Source organism: Chryseobacterium sp. UNC8MFCol (genome assembly GCF_000482305.1).
Lineage (GTDB): Bacteria > Bacteroidota > Bacteroidia > Flavobacteriales > Weeksellaceae > Chryseobacterium > Chryseobacterium indologenes.
In genome coordinates this window covers 40,567-58,686 of sequence record NZ_KI535290.1, presented here as the reverse complement: position 1 = coordinate 58,686, position 18,120 = coordinate 40,567, and the positions used below count along the sequence as shown (strand labels likewise).

General features: G+C 37.2%; 15 protein-coding genes. 2 read left to right on the top strand and 13 right to left on the bottom strand.

Annotated elements, in window-relative coordinates; translation table 11 throughout:
- Positions 1–38: 38 nt before the first annotated feature.
- The 8 genes from M030_RS0114535 to M030_RS0114500 form a co-directional block, all read right to left on the bottom strand.
- Positions 39–1,811, bottom strand: a complete 1,773-nt coding sequence (locus M030_RS0114535; protein ID WP_027374163.1) for an amidohydrolase — start codon at positions 1,809–1,811, stop codon at positions 39–41.
- A 68-nt stretch (positions 1,812–1,879) separates the two neighbouring features.
- Positions 1,880–2,569 carry a hydrolase gene (locus M030_RS0114530; RefSeq protein ID WP_027374162.1) on the bottom strand — a complete coding sequence of 230 codons (690 nt, stop codon included), beginning with the start codon at positions 2,567–2,569 and terminating at the stop codon, positions 1,880–1,882.
- A 544-nt stretch (positions 2,570–3,113) separates the two neighbouring features.
- On the bottom strand, positions 3,114–3,506 hold the full coding sequence (locus tag M030_RS0114525) for a Rid family hydrolase (RefSeq protein ID WP_027374161.1): 393 nt from the start codon (positions 3,504–3,506) through the stop codon (positions 3,114–3,116).
- Positions 3,507–3,688: 182 nt separating this feature from the next.
- Entirely contained in the window at positions 3,689–4,279 is a 591-nt protein-coding gene (locus M030_RS0114520; protein WP_027374160.1) for a Crp/Fnr family transcriptional regulator, read from the bottom strand.
- A 351-nt stretch (positions 4,280–4,630) separates the two neighbouring features.
- Positions 4,631–5,548, bottom strand: a complete 918-nt coding sequence (locus M030_RS0114515; RefSeq protein ID WP_074941808.1) for a hypothetical protein — start codon at positions 5,546–5,548, stop codon at positions 4,631–4,633.
- A 25-nt stretch (positions 5,549–5,573) separates the two neighbouring features.
- Positions 5,574–6,578: an OmpA family protein gene (locus M030_RS0114510; RefSeq protein WP_027374158.1), complete on the bottom strand. Its 1,005-nt coding sequence runs from the start codon at positions 6,576–6,578 to the stop codon at positions 5,574–5,576.
- Positions 6,579–7,044: 466 nt separating this feature from the next.
- A complete protein-coding gene (locus M030_RS0114505; protein ID WP_081806342.1) occupies positions 7,045–8,478 on the bottom strand; it encodes a S41 family peptidase in 1,434 nt (477 codons plus the stop codon).
- Between the two features lie 60 nt (positions 8,479–8,538).
- The gene (locus M030_RS0114500; protein ID WP_027374156.1) at positions 8,539–9,633 is read right to left on the bottom strand and encodes an alpha/beta fold hydrolase; all 1,095 of its coding nucleotides are present in this window, start codon (positions 9,631–9,633) and stop codon (positions 8,539–8,541) included.
- 521 nt (positions 9,634–10,154) lie between these two features.
- Here M030_RS0114500 and M030_RS0114495 point away from each other — a divergent pair.
- Together M030_RS0114495 and M030_RS0114490 are read left to right on the top strand one after the other, a co-directional pair.
- Positions 10,155–10,868 carry a hypothetical protein gene (locus tag M030_RS0114495; RefSeq protein ID WP_027374155.1) on the top strand — a complete coding sequence of 238 codons (714 nt, stop codon included), beginning with the start codon at positions 10,155–10,157 and terminating at the stop codon, positions 10,866–10,868.
- 219 nt (positions 10,869–11,087) lie between these two features.
- Complete coding sequence (locus M030_RS0114490; RefSeq protein WP_027374154.1) at positions 11,088–11,876, top strand: PhzF family phenazine biosynthesis protein; 789 nt, start codon at positions 11,088–11,090, stop codon at positions 11,874–11,876.
- Between the two features lie 180 nt (positions 11,877–12,056).
- Here the strand turns inward: M030_RS0114490 and M030_RS0114485 are convergent, their stop codons facing one another.
- Genes M030_RS0114485 through egtD form a run of 5 tightly spaced genes read right to left on the bottom strand, consistent with a single transcriptional unit; the run spans position 12,057 to position 17,901 of the window.
- Positions 12,057–13,214 (bottom strand): MalY/PatB family protein, encoded by a 1,158-nt coding sequence (locus M030_RS0114485; RefSeq protein WP_027374153.1) that lies wholly within the window; start codon positions 13,212–13,214, stop codon positions 12,057–12,059.
- Positions 13,215–13,222: 8 nt separating this feature from the next.
- Positions 13,223–14,788 carry an ABC transporter permease/substrate-binding protein gene (locus M030_RS0114480; protein WP_027374152.1) on the bottom strand — a complete coding sequence of 522 codons (1,566 nt, stop codon included), beginning with the start codon at positions 14,786–14,788 and terminating at the stop codon, positions 13,223–13,225.
- Complete coding sequence (locus M030_RS0114475; protein ID WP_027374151.1) at positions 14,785–15,705, bottom strand: ABC transporter ATP-binding protein; 921 nt, start codon at positions 15,703–15,705, stop codon at positions 14,785–14,787. Before M030_RS0114475 ends, M030_RS0114480 begins: the two co-directional genes overlap by 4 nt.
- Before the next feature lie 8 nt (positions 15,706–15,713).
- The gene (gene egtB / locus M030_RS0114470; protein WP_051585089.1) at positions 15,714–16,904 is read right to left on the bottom strand and encodes an ergothioneine biosynthesis protein EgtB; all 1,191 of its coding nucleotides are present in this window, start codon (positions 16,902–16,904) and stop codon (positions 15,714–15,716) included.
- 16 nt (positions 16,905–16,920) lie between these two features.
- Positions 16,921–17,901 carry an L-histidine N(alpha)-methyltransferase gene (gene egtD, locus M030_RS0114465; RefSeq protein WP_027374149.1) on the bottom strand — a complete coding sequence of 327 codons (981 nt, stop codon included), beginning with the start codon at positions 17,899–17,901 and terminating at the stop codon, positions 16,921–16,923.
- Positions 17,902–18,120 lie beyond the last annotated feature (219 nt).

Genomic DNA, 18,120 nt, shown 5'->3' with positions numbered 1-18,120 from the left:
GGGAGGGGAATTTTGGAGCGAAGTAGCTTTTAGTTTCGTTATTTGGTCTGATATCCGCCGTAATATTTTACAGGAGACCATTCTGGAAGTACTGGAAGTGAAGCCGGAGCAACTTGCTTGTATGTTTCGTCTCCATACACTACTTTTCCGTCCACAATGGTTAATTTGGAAGTAATATCTTTAATTTCTTCTTCATTAACACTGAAATAATCTCTGTCTAAAATGGTAAGGTCTGCGAAATATCCTTCTTTGATTTTTCCTTTTTCATAATCCTTTATAAGCTCATACCCTCCAAAAGTAGAAAGTGATAAAGCTGTTTTTCTGTCCAGAGCGTTTTCTTTTGCCATAACCTGAGTTCCACCCAAAGTTTTTCCTGAAGTAATCCAATATAAAGCAACCCACGGATTATAACTTGCCACTCTGGTTCCGTCTGTTCCCAACCCAACCGGAATTCCCATTTCAAGCATTTTCTTTACAGGGGGAGAAGCCAAAGCTGCTTTTTTACCATAGCGGTGGATGAAACTTTCCCCCTGATAGGCCATTCTGTGTTGCACTGCAATACCTCCGCCCATGGTCTTAATTCTTTTCATGTTTTCTTCAGACACTGTTTCAGCATGGTCAATAAACCAGACCAATCCGTTCAAAGGGGTCTCTCTATTGACTTCTTCAATGACATTTAAAAACCTTGTAAGACTTTCATTATAGGTTGCGTGAATTCTGAAAGGCCATCTTTTTTTTACCAAAAGACTCACCACATCTTTCATATTTTTCTCCATTGTTGCAGGTAATTCCGGTCTTGGAAAAAGAAAATTTTCAAAATCGGCACCATCTGAAACCAGGTTTTCTCCCCCTCCATTCACATGATAATCAATTTCATTATGGTCATTATGCCCGTGGTCATCAATATCAACCATTCCGGTCCATTTTGTATAATCAGACAATTCAGAACCTTTCTTTTGAGCAAACAGATAATAAGGTAATCTAACCGTAATCTTTCCCTGCTTATTCAGAGCATCCGTTGTTCCGTAGTCGTCCGGAAAATTCTGAAAACCACCGCCCGCATCCATCACAGCAGTTACTCCAAGGCGATTGAGTTCAGTCATATACTGTAAGGTAGAATTTTCTTTTTCTGCCTCTGATAATTCAGGTAATTTTGCTAAAGTTGAATACAGAATAAATGCATTAGGCTCTGCCACCAACAAACCAGTCGGTTCTCCGTTGCTGTCTTTTTCAATTAAACCCTGAGACGGATTGGGGGTGTCACCGTTAATATTCAATTCCTTTAAACCAGCTTTATTCAACCAGGCTTTTCCGTAGAGATACATTACAAAAGTTGGGACCTCACCCGTTGCTTCGTTGATTTCTGCCAAAGTGGGCAGTCTTTTTTCTTCAAACTGATATTCATTCCAGCCACCAATCACTCTTACCCATTGTCCTTTCGGTGTTCTCTGAGCCTGCTCTTTCAGCATTTCCAAAGCTCTCTTCAAGGTTTTCACCCCATCCCACCGAAGCTCTGTGTTATAAAATCTTCCCCCGCGAATTACATGTAAATGGCTATCAAATAGTCCGGGAATCACTCTGTTTCCTTTAGCATCAATTAATTTTGTAGAACTTCCTTTTAGTTTTAAAATCTGAGCATTCGTTCCTGTCCGGAAAATTTTATGGTCTTTAATCGCAACTGCCTGAACTTCCGGATTTTTATCATCCATCGTTGTTATTTTTCCGTTGGTTACAATTAAGTCAGCTTTCTGAGCATTCATCAATCCTGCTCCTAACACCATTGAGAATAGAATTTTATGTAGTGATTTCATAATTTACTTTTAGGGGTTTGAAAAAAGAAAAGGCAGGTAGGTTTTCAACCTGCCATTATTGAAATTGATTAGTGTTTAAGCATATCCTGTGCATACTGGATTCCTAAACCGTAAGCACCACCATATTTTTTCATTAAATCATTCACTGGTTTATACGTTTCTTTTCTAGACCAATCTCTCTGTAATTCAAGAACATACTGAACGGATGTAATTGGATGTGCACCGGCCTGAACCATTCTTGTAACCGCCTGATCGTGAGCTTCTTTAGAGATATCACCAGAAGCATCTGTGATGATATACACCTCATACCCTTCATCAATAGCAGATAAAGCCGGACCTACCACACAAACGCTTGTCCACAGACCTGCTAAAACCAGTTTCTTTTTATTTTTTCCTGTGATGGCTTTATGAGCATTTACATCTTCCCAAGTGTTCATCGTAGTCCTGTCCACATACCTACTTGTTACTTCAGGATAAATTTCTGAAATTTCAGGAAAAACAGGCCCTGCGAACGATTTTTCTGCTACTGTAGTTACCACTGTAGGAATATTGAAGATCTTAGAACCTCCGGAAATTAAGGCTACGTTATTTCTCAGTTCTTCCATGCTGATGCTTTTTGTTGCGAATGCCATCTGTCCTTCGTGGTCAATTAAAACCAAAGCGTGGTTTGTTGGATTCAGCATTGATTTCCCTGCGTTCTGAGCGAATGCTGTTACCGATACTACTACTGCTGCGAATGTTAAGATTAACTTTTTCATAATGTTCAATTTTTAAATGTTGTTTAGTAAGAATTTTATTTTAAATTTTAAAACCTTACTGAGTATTTTTTTGATTTTGATATGGCAAATTTAGGGCGATCATAAAGACTACACATTTAACTAGTTTAATAAATTACCCTTAATGATAAAAAGTTGAATTTATTTTCAAACGTTGTCACTCTATTTAATCAAAACCTAAATAACAACCAACAAAAACACTTATAATAAACTATTTAAACTTAAAACAACACTTTAAATACAAACAAAAAAAATAGGCTTAGATCATAAAATCCAAGCCTAAACACCTCACACGTTTCACTCTTAAAAAAGACACTGTTTAATTTTTATCACTACATCACCATCGGAAAATCCATCATTAAAACCTCTATACTTTCTGAAATCAAATAATGTTCAAATCGGAAATAATAAAAAAATTTTAATAAATCCAAAATCTCCGTCTTTTTGATACTGTAAATTTAGAGTGATGAAACATAATGTACATTTAACTGGTTTAATAAATCATATTTTTAGAAAATAAAGAAACTCAAACAGTCGCCACAATTTTAATTTCGACTAGCTGTCCCGGCAATGCAAGTCCACTTACTCCAACCATTGTACTGGCTACAGATTTAGGGTAATCGTAAAATTCTGTCTTGAAATTTTTCCTTGCCTCAAACGCTGTTGTCATATCCATTGCATAGATAACTTCTTCCACCACATTTTCCATCGTCATGTTATATCTTGACAATAATTCTTTGATATTGGCATAGGTTTGTTTCATCTGTTCTTCCATTCCTTCTGCCAATTCCCCATTCTTGTTGTGGCCCAACTGACCGGAAATCCAAACGGTATTTCCTTTTTTTACCGCCTGTGCGTATCCGTAGATATCTTCCCAAGGCATTCCCAAGCCTTCTGCTGTTTTGTTTTCCTGTATCATTTTTTATGGTTTAAATTAATACAGCAAATGTAGAACTGATAAAAATCTTAGAAATTTAACTGGTTTAATAAATTACTTTTTCTTTTACTCTAAATAAAAAAGATGATTTACACATTCTGTATAAACCACCTTCATATTTTTTATTTTTCACAGCCTCTCCTGGAAAGGAAAATCTCTATGTCTTATTTTTGTTTCTCTTTATCCGCTAAACGTTTCCTAATGGTGCTTACAAACTCCTTTGAAACACCAAGGTATGATGCAATATAATACTGTGCTACTCGCTGCGGGATTGTAGGATACACCCTGATAAATTCCAGATAACGGTCTGTAGCGGGTTGAGAAATGGTGTTAACCAGCCGGTTTTGAAGCGTCACCACATACCGCTGCATCATCAGCCGGAACGCTCTTTCAAACTTCGGAACCTTCTGCATGAGTTCTTCTTTAGTTTCCGGATTCAACATATAAATTTCGGTGTCTTCCAGGGCTTCTATAAAAATCTTTGAGGGCGTTTTATTATTAAAAGAATCAATATCGGTAATCCACCAGTCTTCAACAGCAAACAGAAGGGTAACTTCAAAACCGTTTTCATCAAGATAATACGTTCGAACGCAGCCCTGCTTTATAAACCCTTCGAACTGACAAACCTCCCCTTCGCGCAGAAGGTGTGTTTTCTTCGGGTACTTCTGAAGGGTCAGCAAACCTTCATATATATTTTCCTCTTCCGGCGTTAGGGTAACAAATCGTGAGATGTTTTTGATAATATTTTGAAACATACATTTATTTTACAGTTGCAAATTAGCAAAAAGCGTGTAAAATTCATAGTTCAGAAGCTATTTGATGATCGTAAAAATACTGACATTTAATAATGATCTGAAGAAAAGATTGAGTCAGAAAGCAAATTAAACGGTCAAAACAAAAAATTGTTGTCAATAAGGACAAAATTAAACCAGAAAATGGTGGACACAAGATTGTTTATCCCGGTTTTCCACGCGGAATGTCCACTACAGAACACAAACAATTAATAAAGATCTTTTAGAATGTATTGAAGCTTAATAAAAGAGCAAAATAATCAAGAGATGAATCAGTTTGATTCATCTCTTGATTGTATATTTAATATCGCAACTTTATGCTTTCATATGTTTTAGTATCCAGAGTAAACATTCTTTAGAGTCCATGATACTCCAGGAATGAGGATGTCTTGTACCGTCCGGACGGATTCCACGATCATTGGTGATGACAAGATCAGCGTTTTTGTGACCTTTTAGTCGCAAAAGATTAATCATAGCCGTAATATCTGCCACATTAAGGTCGTAAATATCCCTTCCTCTGTTTTCCATCTGCCATATAATTCCCGGTTCTGTATATATAAGAATAGGGATATTCAGGAGATATTTTGCATTACCACCATCTTTTTCACGGTAGGAAAACATAGATTCTCTTAGGTAATTGGCTTTGTTTTTATCCGGTGTACCCATGGCATCAACCATTTCAGCCGTGAGATATTTAGCTTCATTAGTTCCAATATCAGAATAGTTTCTTTCGATCTCTCTCTGCAACCTGTAATACATATTCTCGTAATCTAACGGTGCATCAACAGCGAATACTGAATTGGGGATAAAATAGGTGTTTTTGTCCCTAACTGCTCTTTCAGCATAGGTAACAGCCAGCATACCACCGCCGGAAAGCCCTCCAATTGATATTTTATCTTTAGAAACTTTATGCTTTTCTACTGTATCTTTTACTATTCTGTCTAAAAACTTCTGCTCTATATGAAATCCAAAATCCCCATCTTCCCAGGTTGGAAATAATACGATAAGATTCTTTTCCAATGCCAGATCATCCAGATTAATCTGATTCATTACTTTTTCGCCATTTTCACCACCACCGGGTAAAATAACAAGTATTCCTTCAGCTTTACCCTCCGGAACTAATTTCAGATAATGGTTCCGGGTATCTTTAAAAGTTATTTTTTCAGAAGTCTGTCCAAAAAGATGAGTACAAAGCATTCCCAATAACAGGGTACAATATCTGATTTTCATCATTACATAATTTATTACAGTGCTTACATTATTTTTTCACCAGCTCCACTCTACGGTTTTGTGCCTTCCCTTCTTCGGATCCATTATCCGCCATCGGGTTTTTGCTTCCGAAACCTTCAGCTGAAAGCCTTGTTTTATCAATGCCTGAAGTGGCGATCGCATTCAATACCGCTGTAGCGCGGTCTTTTGAGAGCTGGAGATTGTGGGCATCGTTTCCGCTGTTATCGGTATAGCCGTTAATGGCCAATTTTAGGTTGTTATCGCTTTTCAGGACTTTTGTGATTTCATCTACGGCTTTTTTGCCATCGGGCTGTAAGCTCGCTTTATCGGTATCAAAATTAATATGCAATACCGCCTTGCCTTTAGTATCCAATTCTTTTTTTATGTCATCAGATTTTAAGATGGAAATCGTTTGTTTAAACGGTGCTTTCTGTAGAATTTGTATTGCTCCGGTCGAAGTATTTCCATAGAGCTGAATATAAATATCATCGCCATTGGGTCTTCTGATAACATATACTTTCACGGGTTCGTTCCAATAGTCTATAGAGCCTTCTTCGCCAAAATATTTGGCTTCAGGTTGTATTCTGTCGAGCTCCTGTTGGGAAACTTTACCATCAAATATTTTCACACCACCCACTTTTGTAATCGCGTCATCATAGCTTTTCAGAAAATAGGGCAGCGACCATTCTTCGGTATTGCTTTTCTCGTTGACTACATATGTCTTCCATACTTTTCCTTCTATTGGTGTCATTACTTCTTTAAGAGGAAAAAATAACATATCATAGCTTCTTTGTACCGGTTTGTTTTGGAATTCCAGTCCTTTAGGCAGGCTAAAAAAGGGAAGTTCGCCCACTTCAGCGGTGGAAACCGGGATGGAATTAATATCAAATTGAGTTTCTCCCGGAGATTTTTCTGTACCTGCAGTATTTCCTATGGCGAGACTGTCCTTTGCAGCCTCTGTTTTCTGTTCAGTCTTTTTGTTGCAGGCAGTAAGCAAAGTGCCTATGGATAGAATAATCAGGGTCTTCTTCATTATAATAAATTTTAGGTTTTGGTGTATATTTTTTTAATAGTGAAAGATAAAACAGTACAAATTCTCCTTTATTAAAGCTCATTCGGTGTATTTTATACTATCCTATTTTTTGCGACACTAACTTACAAATAAAATACGAACGGAAAAGTACCTAGATTTAAGAATTTTATGATTAAAAAAAGAATGTACGAATGATATTTTTTTGTGACGCAAAGATTTTTTTTGGAACTGCTTATTTTTAAGGGAGCAAAGATAGAATCAACTTTGTTGATTCCTTGAAGCGGATGGATAAGCATAATACTTCATCAGCGATGAAGTCGCATCACTTTGTCTACGTACAATAAAACGGAGTTATTTATAAACTTTACATTCATCTTTCAATCAGAAAAATTACCATCCAACGAGTAAAAAGTACAACCAACAAATTTATATTTAAAACAATGTCTTCAGAATGCACTTCAAATCATTAGTATTGGTTCATCACAAAATCCATCCGCCTGTCAAATCCTGTTCTCAGATCATCCGGCTCTGTTTGTATTTCAACGTCCGGCTTAATTCCTTTTGGATCATTAATAAAATGAGGGGTTCTCATCCTGTATTGAAAAGTAGGAATCCAGACCAAGGTTTTAGAATAGGGCAAAACAAAGGCCTGTCCGCCTGCATTGCTGTAATTGCTTCCTTGTGAATATTCTCCGTAAAATTTCCCGATTTTGTATTCTCTCATCAATGCCAACAGATGCCCAGTGGTTGAGAAACATCCGCCATTGATTAAAATACTGATCTTTCCTTTGTAAAAATTGGGTTTGTTTTGCTGGAGTTCAAGCCACCAATCATCTGTACCGTCAGTTTCTGTGTAGCAGTTTAACCCATCCTTGAATTTTGTTTCACTCAGATTTATTTCTTCAATATTGTCCGGATATTGAGCATAATGTTTCCAGTCTTTTACACTTTTATATTTTGCTCCTACATAATCAAAATAGTAATAAGGAGTACTGGATAAATAGGAAAATAAATAGTTGGCAATATCTGCAGAACCGCCACTATTATCCCGTAAATCGATGATTAAATTTTCAGTTTTTAAACTGTCTAGCTGGGTAAAAAAGCGGTCTAACTGTTTCTCAGCAATTTTCCTGTCCGATTCATTATATCCATTTTCAAATGAGCGGAATTTTAAAATAGCCAAATTGTTTGTTCGGAACTCTGTGGTTAAAGGTTCTGTTTTTTTTGAAATATTACTTGTATAGGTTTTAAATGGCATCCCCTTAAACTCACTTTTCTGTTTATGGTTATTACGGTCTACATATTCAATTTCAAATTTATCTGTCTGATTATAAATAAAATAATAAAAGGGGAAATTACTGAACCGTACATTTAATCCTGTTTCATTTCTGCCTTCAAGATGAATGTATTGTTTAATATCGTTCACCACAGCATTAATGTCTTTTCCATTTATTTTTAGAATTCTCAATCCCGCATATTCTTTATTTTCCTGGGATGATTGATCCAGATAATAATGATCCTTAATTTTATAGATGCTGAAAGGAAAAACTAACCTATCGTTGAGTAAACCAATAATTCGTCCCCTATCAACTGCTGTATGCCCGTCTTTAATTTTTGCCATTAAAGTGGCTGTCAATTGATAATATTCTACAAGTGAAAGATCTGTTTTTATGCTGTTTTTTAAAGATAAATAAGTTTGATCAAATTCTTTTTTTGAACAAAACATAAATTGCCCGGGATGAATGGTATTGGTTAAATGATAAAGTTCTGAAAACTCAGCAATAACGCTGTCTTTTTTCAGCGATTTGTCAAGCAATCCCGGCTTTTTTAATGCTATGCTTTGCCCAAGCGATAAATTGATGGTTAAAAATAAAAATGGCAATACGATTTTAAAATTCATTTCAAATGTTTTTACTCTACCGCTGTTTGAATGATTAGGGATTTATGAAAAATGGAAGCTTTATTTTATCAGCTTGTTACTAAGTAAGAATGTTTTAATGTCTTTCACTACTTCATTTGGACGTTCGTCTTTTACGCCATGCCAGGTGTTTTCATACACTTTGTGAACAATAAAAGGTTGATGTTCCTTCGTAAGCTCGTCATTTTCTTCTTTAAAATCGAACCAGTCGTTTTTACTAACCGGATCTAAAATAAGCAAAGGTTTATCCAGGTTCCGATAAATAATTTTAGGATTCAGCTGGTGTGTTGAGGCACCAAAAGCCGTTTTGGAAGTAAAGGGAGTATAAATAATGGCGATATTTTCTTCTGCTGAGTTTTCTCCGGTAAGCTCTTCTGCACCGGGATTTACTTCATACTTCCCGTTGGCATTTTTCTTGATCCGGGCATAGGAAGTAAAGATTTCTTTTTTCAGTTTTTCATTTTCTTTTCCTTTTATCCCCCAATTGTTATAGATCCACCAATAAGCATCAAAATCGGTATCAAAAATCATTGTTTTTTTGTTGGTATAATATTGTTTGGTTTCCTCAATATCTTTCGCAATATTAGCAGCCTTTGTCTGAAAATCCCAGGCCACAGAACCACCATCTTCCAAAATAAGAGCCTGAACCATTTCCGGGTAAGCATCATAAAATGCCGAACTTATGGTTCCTCCTCTAGACCAGCCTCCAATAATTGCTTTTTTTATATTCATTGTATCTAAAAGAAACTTGATATCATCTGCAACGTGGTAAACAGACGGATTTTTTGAAGGAATTGACGTAAATCCGTGCCCATAGTAATCAATAGCAACTACGTGCAAATTCATTTTTACCAACTGGTCTATAATTTCGTATAATTCATACCCATTGCTATACGTTCCGGGAATCCAAACCAGTGTTGGGTCTTTTTTATTTCCCCACTCTAAATAATGCATTTTTACATTATTGGTCTGAATATAATTTCCGTGTTGTTTTTCGTATTTTTCAAATTCGGGTTTTAGATTTTGGAATAATTTCCGTTGTGCTAAGGAATCTCCGGAAGTATTTGTTTGCGCTTTTGCCGATAAATACACAATAAAAGAAAGCAATAGAATGATACTTCTTTTTATATTTCGCATGTTTTTACTTTGTTTTGGTTGGCCATGGTTACTTTCAAACATCGTCAATAAATCACAATGTTTTGAAGCAACAATATATAAATTTATTAAGTATCATTCTATTAATTTCTTTATTCATTCCATATTTCCCTGTATTTTATAGTCTTATCATGATTATTTATTTAAAACTGACTTCTTAATCGAAGATTCGACATAGTCAATGACAATGATGTAAAATTGTATATAGATTCCTTAAGTTTTTTAGAGTTCTAACAGTATTTTAAGAGTTAGAATCCAATATGTACAAATATAAAAATTAGAGTGATGCTGACTCATTTTTTTTATTTACAGTATCACTTCTGCATACAAAAAGACTTTTTTCATTTCAATAGAAAGTCAATAATAAGCAATTAAAAGCCTGTGCCTAAGAAAAACAAGCTCTCACCAATCCCGAAAAGAGAAAAAATGTTTATGATTTTTCAAGCAAGACCGATGGAATTCTCTTACTTTAGCAAAAATTTCAGCAATACCCCATTATAAAAATGAGTACTAACGAGTTCCTGAAAACCACCAAAAAGAAATCTGATGATTTTGTATTCAAAATTATTGTTCCTGTTTTTGGTCTATTGATTGTGATATTCAATCCAATATCCATTTTTATTCTCTCGGTTTTAGGAGGTACTCTTCTTTATATTATAGTGTTCCGCAAAACCATTTTCAGGAAACTTTTTTTCCTTTTTCTTACGGTAATTTATATCATCTTATTGTTTATTTATTCCGTTTCGCCAAAAATTCAGTATGTAGAATTTAAAACAACACATCCAGATTGGGTTGAGGTTGAAGGAGATTCTTTGCATGTTGAAGTAAGCTGGCAAGGAGGTAAAAGCAGAAAATCAACTGCTGATATCACCTACCAATACCGGATCAATAATAAGATTTTTAGTAAAACCGAAAATAGAGCACTGAAAAACAATACGTACAGCGTGTTTTGGAACTCTGAAAACGAAAAAAAAGAATCTAATCTGGCCTTAAAAAACCGGGTGGAAACCTATATCCGGCAGAAAAACTTCAAAATTCTGAAAAACCCAGCTTCAGAAGAAACCCAACTCTTTATTCCTTTAGATAATATATTATTTTCCAGTTCTTTTGGCACTGAATTCATCGTAACAATTTCTAAAGTAATGTCCGTCCCGTTCTTTTTTATATTGATTTTCTTTTTTTGGAATGGCAAAGGCTTCAAAAATTTAAAAGAATAAACAATCAAAACGACTTCATCATCATCAAATATATGGTGATGCATGAAATAGGCACAAAACGGTCTATTGCTATCTTTTTAAAACGTAAATTTGCTAGTGAAAATGGTACTGAACTCAATGAGATCTTGCCAAAATAAGTAAATAAATTACAGTTAAACGAATGGTCTGCACAGTACGGGAAATAAACACCCCTCACAACAGTCCAAAAATTGATCAATCATGAAGTTAGAATTATATCAGATAGATGCCTTTACAGACAAGGTCTTCCATGGAAACCCTGCGTGTGTTGTTCCTTTAAAAAATTGGTTACCCGATGAGATCCTCTTACAAATAGCCAAGGAAAATGCCGTAGCAGAAACCGCTTTCTTTATTGATAACGGCAATACGATTCACCTAAGATGGTTTACCCCTGAAATAGAAATGGATCTATGCGGACATGCTACCCTTGCTACTGCTCATTGCCTGGCTTCCATCTTAAATTATCCGAACAGCAGAATCGTTTTTGAAACTAAAAGCGGAGAATTAACGGTTGATGTGAAAGACGGATTTTATTATATGGACTTCCCGTCAAGAATGCCTGAAACATCCACTCTTCCTGATGAGATAAGCCGATCTCTTACTGTACAGCCTAAGGAAGTATTCAAATCGAGAGACTATGTTCTTGTATATGAATCTGAGAAAGATATAAAAAATATAAAAGTTGACCAATCCATTCTGGACCTTATCAATCTGGATCCGGGCGGTGTTGTGGTAACAGCAGCAGGCAGTGACAGTGATTTTGTTTCAAGATATTTCACACCGCAGTCATCGATCCTTGAAGATCCTGTAACGGGCTCTGCGCACTGCTCACTCATTCCGTTCTGGTCAGCAAGATTAGGAAAAAACACGCTTTTTGCCAGACAGCTATCAGAAAGAGGTGGTGAACTCTTCTGTGAAAACAAAAATGAAAGAGTAATTGTAGCGGGTAAAGCCAGAACATACTCTACAGGACATTTATGGATAGACTAACGATAATTGATAAGGTTTTACCATTCAACAATGGAATTACAAAACAATTTTCCGATCAAAAAAAATAGCGCCACTTTACAATAAGTGGCGCTTATATTAATCAGTAATCACATGATCAGCTACATCTGATTACATTTTTTATTGTTAAAGTTGAGAACAGTCGTACAATCTCAACTTTTCTTATTCTTTCAAAGCTTTTTTCAGGCGTTCAAGGCCTTCCTTCAGAACTGCCCTCGGACATCCGATATTGATTCTTAGAAAGCCTTCACCACTTTTACCATACATCGTTCCCGAATTGAGCCAGACTTTTCCCTTCATCAAAAGAATCTTCGACAATTCATCAGAAGTTATACCGAACGCTCTGCAATCCAGCCAAACCAGATAGGTAGCTTCCAAAGGAATCACTTTAATTTCCGGCAACTCTTCACTGCAAAAATTTTCCAGCAATATAAAGTTCTCATACAGATAATTTTTCAGCTCATGCTTCCATTCATATCCTTTGGTATAGGCCGCCATCAAAGCTTCCATCGCAATGGGGTTAGGATAACAGTTCTCCTGAAGCTCTAAAGTTTTAAAAGTCTGTTCCAATATAGCTTTATCCCGGGAAATAAGATATGATACGGGCATCCCTGAAAAATTAAAAGTCTTGCAGGGCGAGCCGCAAGTCACGGATTGAAGGTTATAGTCGCGGGCAACGGAAACAAACGGAATATGTTTTCGGTCATTAAAAATCAAGTCAGAATGAATTTCATCAGAAACCACCATTACTTTATTCCGTGAACAGATCTCAGCTATTTTTTCTAAATCCTCTCTGGTCCATACTTTTCCGACCGGGTTATGAGGATTACAAAGTAACAGGAGTTTCGTTTTGGGGTCCGATGCTTTTTTCTCCAGATCATCAAAATCAATCGTATAGTTTCCGGCTTCGTATTTCAGATCATTGCAAACAATAGAACACCCGTAATTTTCTAAAATGGAAAAAAAATGATTATAAACAGGAGGCTGCAAAATAATCTTTTCGTCGGGCCTCACAAAAGTACGGATGATGGCCGAAATGGAGGGCAGAACTCCCGTCGCAGGTAAGAGCCAGTCTTTTTCTATTCTAAAATTATGGTTCGTCTCCCACCAATCAATGACTGAATCATGAAAATTTTTAGGAATGGTACCATATCCGAAAATACCATGTGACACTTTTTCAGAGATAGCCTGAATCACTTCCGGAGCAGTTTGGAAATCCATATCAGCCACCCACATGGGTAAAATATCTTCTTTACCCCAATCCCACTTTACGGAATGACTTCCCCTTCTCTCTATGATTTTGTCGAAATTGTATTTCATTTAGGTCGTTATTTTGAATCCAGATAATTTTTGAGGTCTGAAATATTCTTAATCTTAAGCTCCCGTGCCTGCTGTCTCCGCATCATCAGGGCATAAGCATTATTAAATCCAAGCGGTTTCAGCCATTCGATACCGTATTGTTTCCGGAATTCCATATTCACGTAATCAAACGTCTTTTCCGGGCTTTTAGATACTTCTTCTACAGTTTTTGCAGAAGGTTTCAGCAAAACCAAAAGTCCGGTTCCGGTGTATTCGGGATAGAAATCGATTGCATCATTCATCAGGGCGTCAAAGCAAATTTTGGTTCCTCCGAGCCCTGTTTTGGTCTCCACTTTATAATCAGTGTACCCTTCAATGAGCATTTTGTAAATTTCGGTAAGAATATACTGTTCACCAAAAATTTTTGATCCGATTTTTATGGTTTGTGAATTTCCTTTGCGCGGATCTTTATATAAATTCATTTTTACTAAAAAATCTCTGGCAATTTTCTCAGGGCTTTCTTTAAGATAATCAGCCTTATAATTCAGATCTGTCATGATGGAATCATTGAACTTTCCTGAGACAAGATCCAATGTTTTTTCTAATTCAGGAAACTTTGCCAATGTTTTTGTCTTGATGACGGGAGCGGCAAAATAAGGAGGGAAAATCTTCTTATCGTCGTTCAGAACATATAAGTCAAAAGCTTTGATTCTTCCGTCTGTAGAGTATCCGCTGATCAGATCCAATTCTTTTTCGTAAGCTGCCTTATACATAATGGCATCACTTACCACGAGAGGATGTGCATCCAGACCGTATACCGACCGAAGTCCGAGGTCACCATCCTGTCTTCCCATAAATTCGGGTGTAAAACCAGCCTTAAGCTTATGATCCGGGGCTGAAGTCAGAAGATAAATTACACCCATGATCACCAATAGGGCAGGCACAATATATTGTATTTTTTTTACCGACTTGTAGCTCAATTTCTGTAACACAGCGATAGTCTGGTCCAGAACAACAGCCAGTAAAGCCGCCGGAATTGCTCCCGCCAGAATCATATTGGTATTGTTCAGTGAAATTCCCCCAAAAATAAATTCCCCCAAACCGCCTGCAGCAACAAAGGAAGCCAGGGTTGCCACTCCCACATTGATGACAGCCGCCGTCCTGATGCCTGCAATGATTACCGGCATTGCTAAAGGAAGCTCAACTTTGAAAAGCCTTTGTGTTCTGTTCATTCCCATTGCTTTGGCTGCTTCAGTCACCGCCGGATCTACTTCTGTGATTCCTGTATAAGTATTTCTGATGATGGGTAAAAGGGCATAAATCAGTAAGGCTACAATGGCCGGAGTAGCTCCGATTCCGAACGCGGGAATCATAAAACCCAGCAAAGCAATGCTCGGGATGGTTTGTAAAATTCCTGCTATTCCTAAAACAGAACCTGAAAGTTTTCTTTTCCGGGCAATTAAAATCCCCAAGGGTACACCGATAATGATGGCCAGAAACAGAGACAAAAAAGTAAGTCCCAGATGCTGAACAACCTGCGTGAGCAATTTTTCGTGTTGTTCGGTAATAAATTGCCAAAAACTCTGCTCACTCATACGGTCTGAAATTTTCGGTATTCATTAAAAGCTTTAACCAGATTTTCATAGTCTGAGGAAAGCGAAATATCTGCACTCAATCGTTGAAGAGCATCCCAGACCGCAGTATTTTCTGAAAGCCCAAGGTCGTCATATAAGCGACTGCCCTCCATAAGCAGTTTCACATCTTTAAGGCTGGCTACTTTATACTCCAGTAAAAGCCTGTTTTTAGCAAAGAAATTTTTAACAAAATCATTTTCAGGATGGTATAACATTTCTTTTGGAGTTCCGGTCTGAATAATTTTTCCCTTATCCATCAGGCAAATCTTATGACCTAAGTCAAATGCTTCCTGAACATCATGAGTGACGAGAATAATGGTTTTATTTTTAAGTTCTTCCAGTGATTTGAATTCTGCATGAATATCGGCTTTGGTAATAGTATCCAACGCTCCGAACGGTTCATCCATCAGTAAAACGGGTGAATCTGCAATCAGGGCGCGTGCAATTCCTACTCGTTGTTGCTGTCCACCGCTTAATTCATAGGGAAACCTGGAAAGCAATTCTTCCGAAAGATGAAGCTTGTGTAATAGCTCCAGAGTTCTTTCGACTGTCTTTTTCCTGTTCCACTTCAACAGGTCAGGAACAACCGCAATATTCTGTTGAATGGTATAATGAGGAAACAATCCGGAATGCTGCATCACAAAACCAATCCCCATCCGTACGTCTTCCACTTTCTGCGACCGAATATTCCTGCCGTTGATCAAAATATTCCCGGAATCAGCTTCAATCAGGCGGTTTATCATTTTCAATGTGGTTGTCTTTCCGCAACCGCTCGTTCCCAGCAGCACCAAAACTTCCCTGGCGTCCGCCTGGAAGGAAATGGCATCGACTGCTTTTTTTCCGTTAAAACTTTTTGAAACTGATTCAACTGTAATCATAGGCCAAATTATTGTGCAAGTCTGATTCCTGTAAACTGCCACTTGAGGTGGGTCTGGAAAAAATTCCGATAGGTGTTTCTGCTGTGTCCGGCAGGTGTGGCTACCGAAGAACCGCGCAATACCATTTGATTTACCATAAATTTCCCGTTATATTCTCCGACAGCGCCGGCTTCTTTTTTAAATCCGGGATACGGAAGATAGGCAGAATGAGTCCACTCCCATCTTTTTCCCCAGTCGAAAGATTCTGATGCCACTTCCCATTCGGCTTCGGTTGGGAGACGTTTTCCTTTCCACGAAGCAAAAGCAGAAGCTTCGAAAAAATTGATATGGCAGACTGCTTCTTCTAAATCGACTTCCTGTAACCCGTTGAGCGTATAATTCATCCATTTACCATCGATAAAGTACCAGTATAAAGGAGATTTTGCGTTATTTTGCCGCACCCAGTCCCATCCTTCGGCATGCCAGTACCTAAAGTCTTCATAACCACCGTCTTCGATAAATTCGAGATATTCCCTGTTGGTCACTAACTGATTGCAGATTGTAAAATCATCCAGATACACTTTATGTCTTCCCAGTTCGTTATCAAAGCAAAAACCTTCACCCTTAAAACCAATTTCATAAATTCCTGCGGAAAAATGCAGCATTTCTGAGGTTTCGGTTTGTTGTTTTTGTACAGTATTTCCCTTTTTATAGGCAGGAAATAACGGATTGTGTCCTAAAATATATTTAATGTCTGTCAGTAACAATTCCTGATGCTGCTGTTCGTGGTTTAACCCTAATTCCAGTAACGGCTCCAAGGATTCTGTAAGATAGCCATTCTGAAGAAATTCGGTCATCTTCCGATCCACATATTCTCGGTATTTAAATACATCTGAAACGGAAGGGCGGCTCAGATTGCCCCTATCAGTACGGATAACGCGGGCTCCTATGGTTTCATAATAACTGTTGAACACAAAGTTGTACTGAGGATCAAAAACTTCGTAATCCGGAAAATTGGGCTGTAAAATAAATGTTTCAAAAAACCACGTTGTGTGGCCTAAATGCCATTTTGGAGGGCTTACATCAACGACGGGCTGAACGACATAATCTTCTATTTCCAAAGGGCGGCAGATCTCAACGGAATGATTCCGGATTTCCGAAAATTTCTTCAACCAGCGGGTATGAGGAATTGTTTTTGGGAATAAAGCATCTTTTTTCATAAACAATCTTTTTAAATTATACCATCCAGATCGAGTCTACAAACCAGTTTTTAGCGTCTTTAACTTCCATAAGGATATGAAAACCAGAATCTGCGGCCAGTTTTTTGATATCCTGTTCCGAGAATTTCTGAGAAATTTCCATATCGATCAGTTCATTTTCTTTGAAATGAAACGAATGGCCTGCGATCTGAACCTCCTGATCACAAAGACTTACCAGAAAGCTCCTGCAAGCACCTGAAACGGGGTCATAATTCTGATAATGCTGAAACTGATCTACCTTGAAATCGGCTCTCAGCTCATGATTGATCCTGGTCAGGAGATTAAGGTTAAACGAAGCGGTAATACCCGCAGGATCATTATATGCTGCAAGAATCGTATGTGGGTTTTTCTTGAGATCAAAGCCTACCAGAAATAAATCTCCGGTATTGAGTTTCCTTTTCACCTCGCTGCAGAAATGTCTGGCTTCTTCTATTTCCATATTGCCAATATTGCCGCCCAAGAAAAGCACTACTTTTTTTCTTTTTGAAATGCCGGTGGCTTTATCAAGCATATCAAAATAGTCACCTTCCAACGGAAAAATTTCCAGGTCAGGTAACTTTTTCTTTAGGTTCTGCTGCAAAACATTGAGAATATTACCTGAGATGTCGATGGGCATGTAGGTAAAATCCGTTCCTTTGTCTACTAAATTTTTAAGGAGATAAGAAGATTTCATAGCATCTCCTGCTCCCATTTCTATAAGGTCAAAAGACTCATTGATATTGGAAATTGCCCTGGTAAGTTCTTCTGTTTTATTTTGAAAAATTTCCAGCTCACAATTGGTAAGGTAGTACTCCGGCATCGCCATAATCTGTTGAAAAAGGCGGTCTCCTGTTGTATCATAAAAATATTTTGAAGATAATTTTTTCGGATCAGCGGACAGGCCTTTTAAAACGTCTGAATGAAAAGTCTGGGCACGGTCATTTTTAAGATAATAATCCTGTTTTAACTGTCTATTCATAGTTTATATTTTGTTTTGGTTCTTGGTTAAGTGCAACTATCTTGCCGCCATCAGAATAAATTTCTGTTACCCTATACCCAACCAGCATTTCATCTAATTAAAGATAGTCTTTTTTACGGTTTTTATCCTACCACATTTTATATATGGATAAAATGTGGTCCCACTCTGTATTGCTCTTTCTCATCAAAATGCTTTACCAATATTGCTTTTTTATGAAAA

Excerpts from the sequence above, each read along its gene's own strand:
- M030_RS0114535 (WP_027374163.1), bottom strand. The coding sequence starts at position 1,811 with ATGAAATCACTACATAAAATTCTATTCTCAATGGTGTTAGGAGCAGGA.
- M030_RS0114530 (WP_027374162.1), bottom strand. The coding sequence starts at position 2,569 with ATGAAAAAGTTAATCTTAACATTCGCAGCAGTAGTAGTATCGGTAACA.
- M030_RS0114525 (WP_027374161.1), bottom strand. The coding sequence starts at position 3,506 with ATGATACAGGAAAACAAAACAGCAGAAGGCTTGGGAATGCCTTGGGAA.
- M030_RS0114520 (WP_027374160.1), bottom strand. The coding sequence starts at position 4,279 with ATGTTTCAAAATATTATCAAAAACATCTCACGATTTGTTACCCTAACG.
- M030_RS0114515 (WP_074941808.1), bottom strand. The coding sequence starts at position 5,548 with ATGATGAAAATCAGATATTGTACCCTGTTATTGGGAATGCTTTGTACT.
- M030_RS0114510 (WP_027374158.1), bottom strand. The coding sequence starts at position 6,578 with ATGAAGAAGACCCTGATTATTCTATCCATAGGCACTTTGCTTACTGCC.
- M030_RS0114505 (WP_081806342.1), bottom strand. The coding sequence starts at position 8,478 with ATGAATTTTAAAATCGTATTGCCATTTTTATTTTTAACCATCAATTTA.
- M030_RS0114500 (WP_027374156.1), bottom strand. The coding sequence starts at position 9,633 with ATGCGAAATATAAAAAGAAGTATCATTCTATTGCTTTCTTTTATTGTG.
- M030_RS0114495 (WP_027374155.1), top strand. The coding sequence starts at position 10,155 with ATGAGTACTAACGAGTTCCTGAAAACCACCAAAAAGAAATCTGATGAT.
- M030_RS0114490 (WP_027374154.1), top strand. The coding sequence starts at position 11,088 with ATGAAGTTAGAATTATATCAGATAGATGCCTTTACAGACAAGGTCTTC.
- M030_RS0114485 (WP_027374153.1), bottom strand. The coding sequence starts at position 13,214 with ATGAAATACAATTTCGACAAAATCATAGAGAGAAGGGGAAGTCATTCC.
- M030_RS0114480 (WP_027374152.1), bottom strand. The coding sequence starts at position 14,788 with ATGAGTGAGCAGAGTTTTTGGCAATTTATTACCGAACAACACGAAAAA.
- M030_RS0114475 (WP_027374151.1), bottom strand. The coding sequence starts at position 15,705 with ATGATTACAGTTGAATCAGTTTCAAAAAGTTTTAACGGAAAAAAAGCA.
- egtB (WP_051585089.1), bottom strand. The coding sequence starts at position 16,904 with ATGAAAAAAGATGCTTTATTCCCAAAAACAATTCCTCATACCCGCTGG.
- egtD (WP_027374149.1), bottom strand. The coding sequence starts at position 17,901 with ATGAATAGACAGTTAAAACAGGATTATTATCTTAAAAATGACCGTGCC.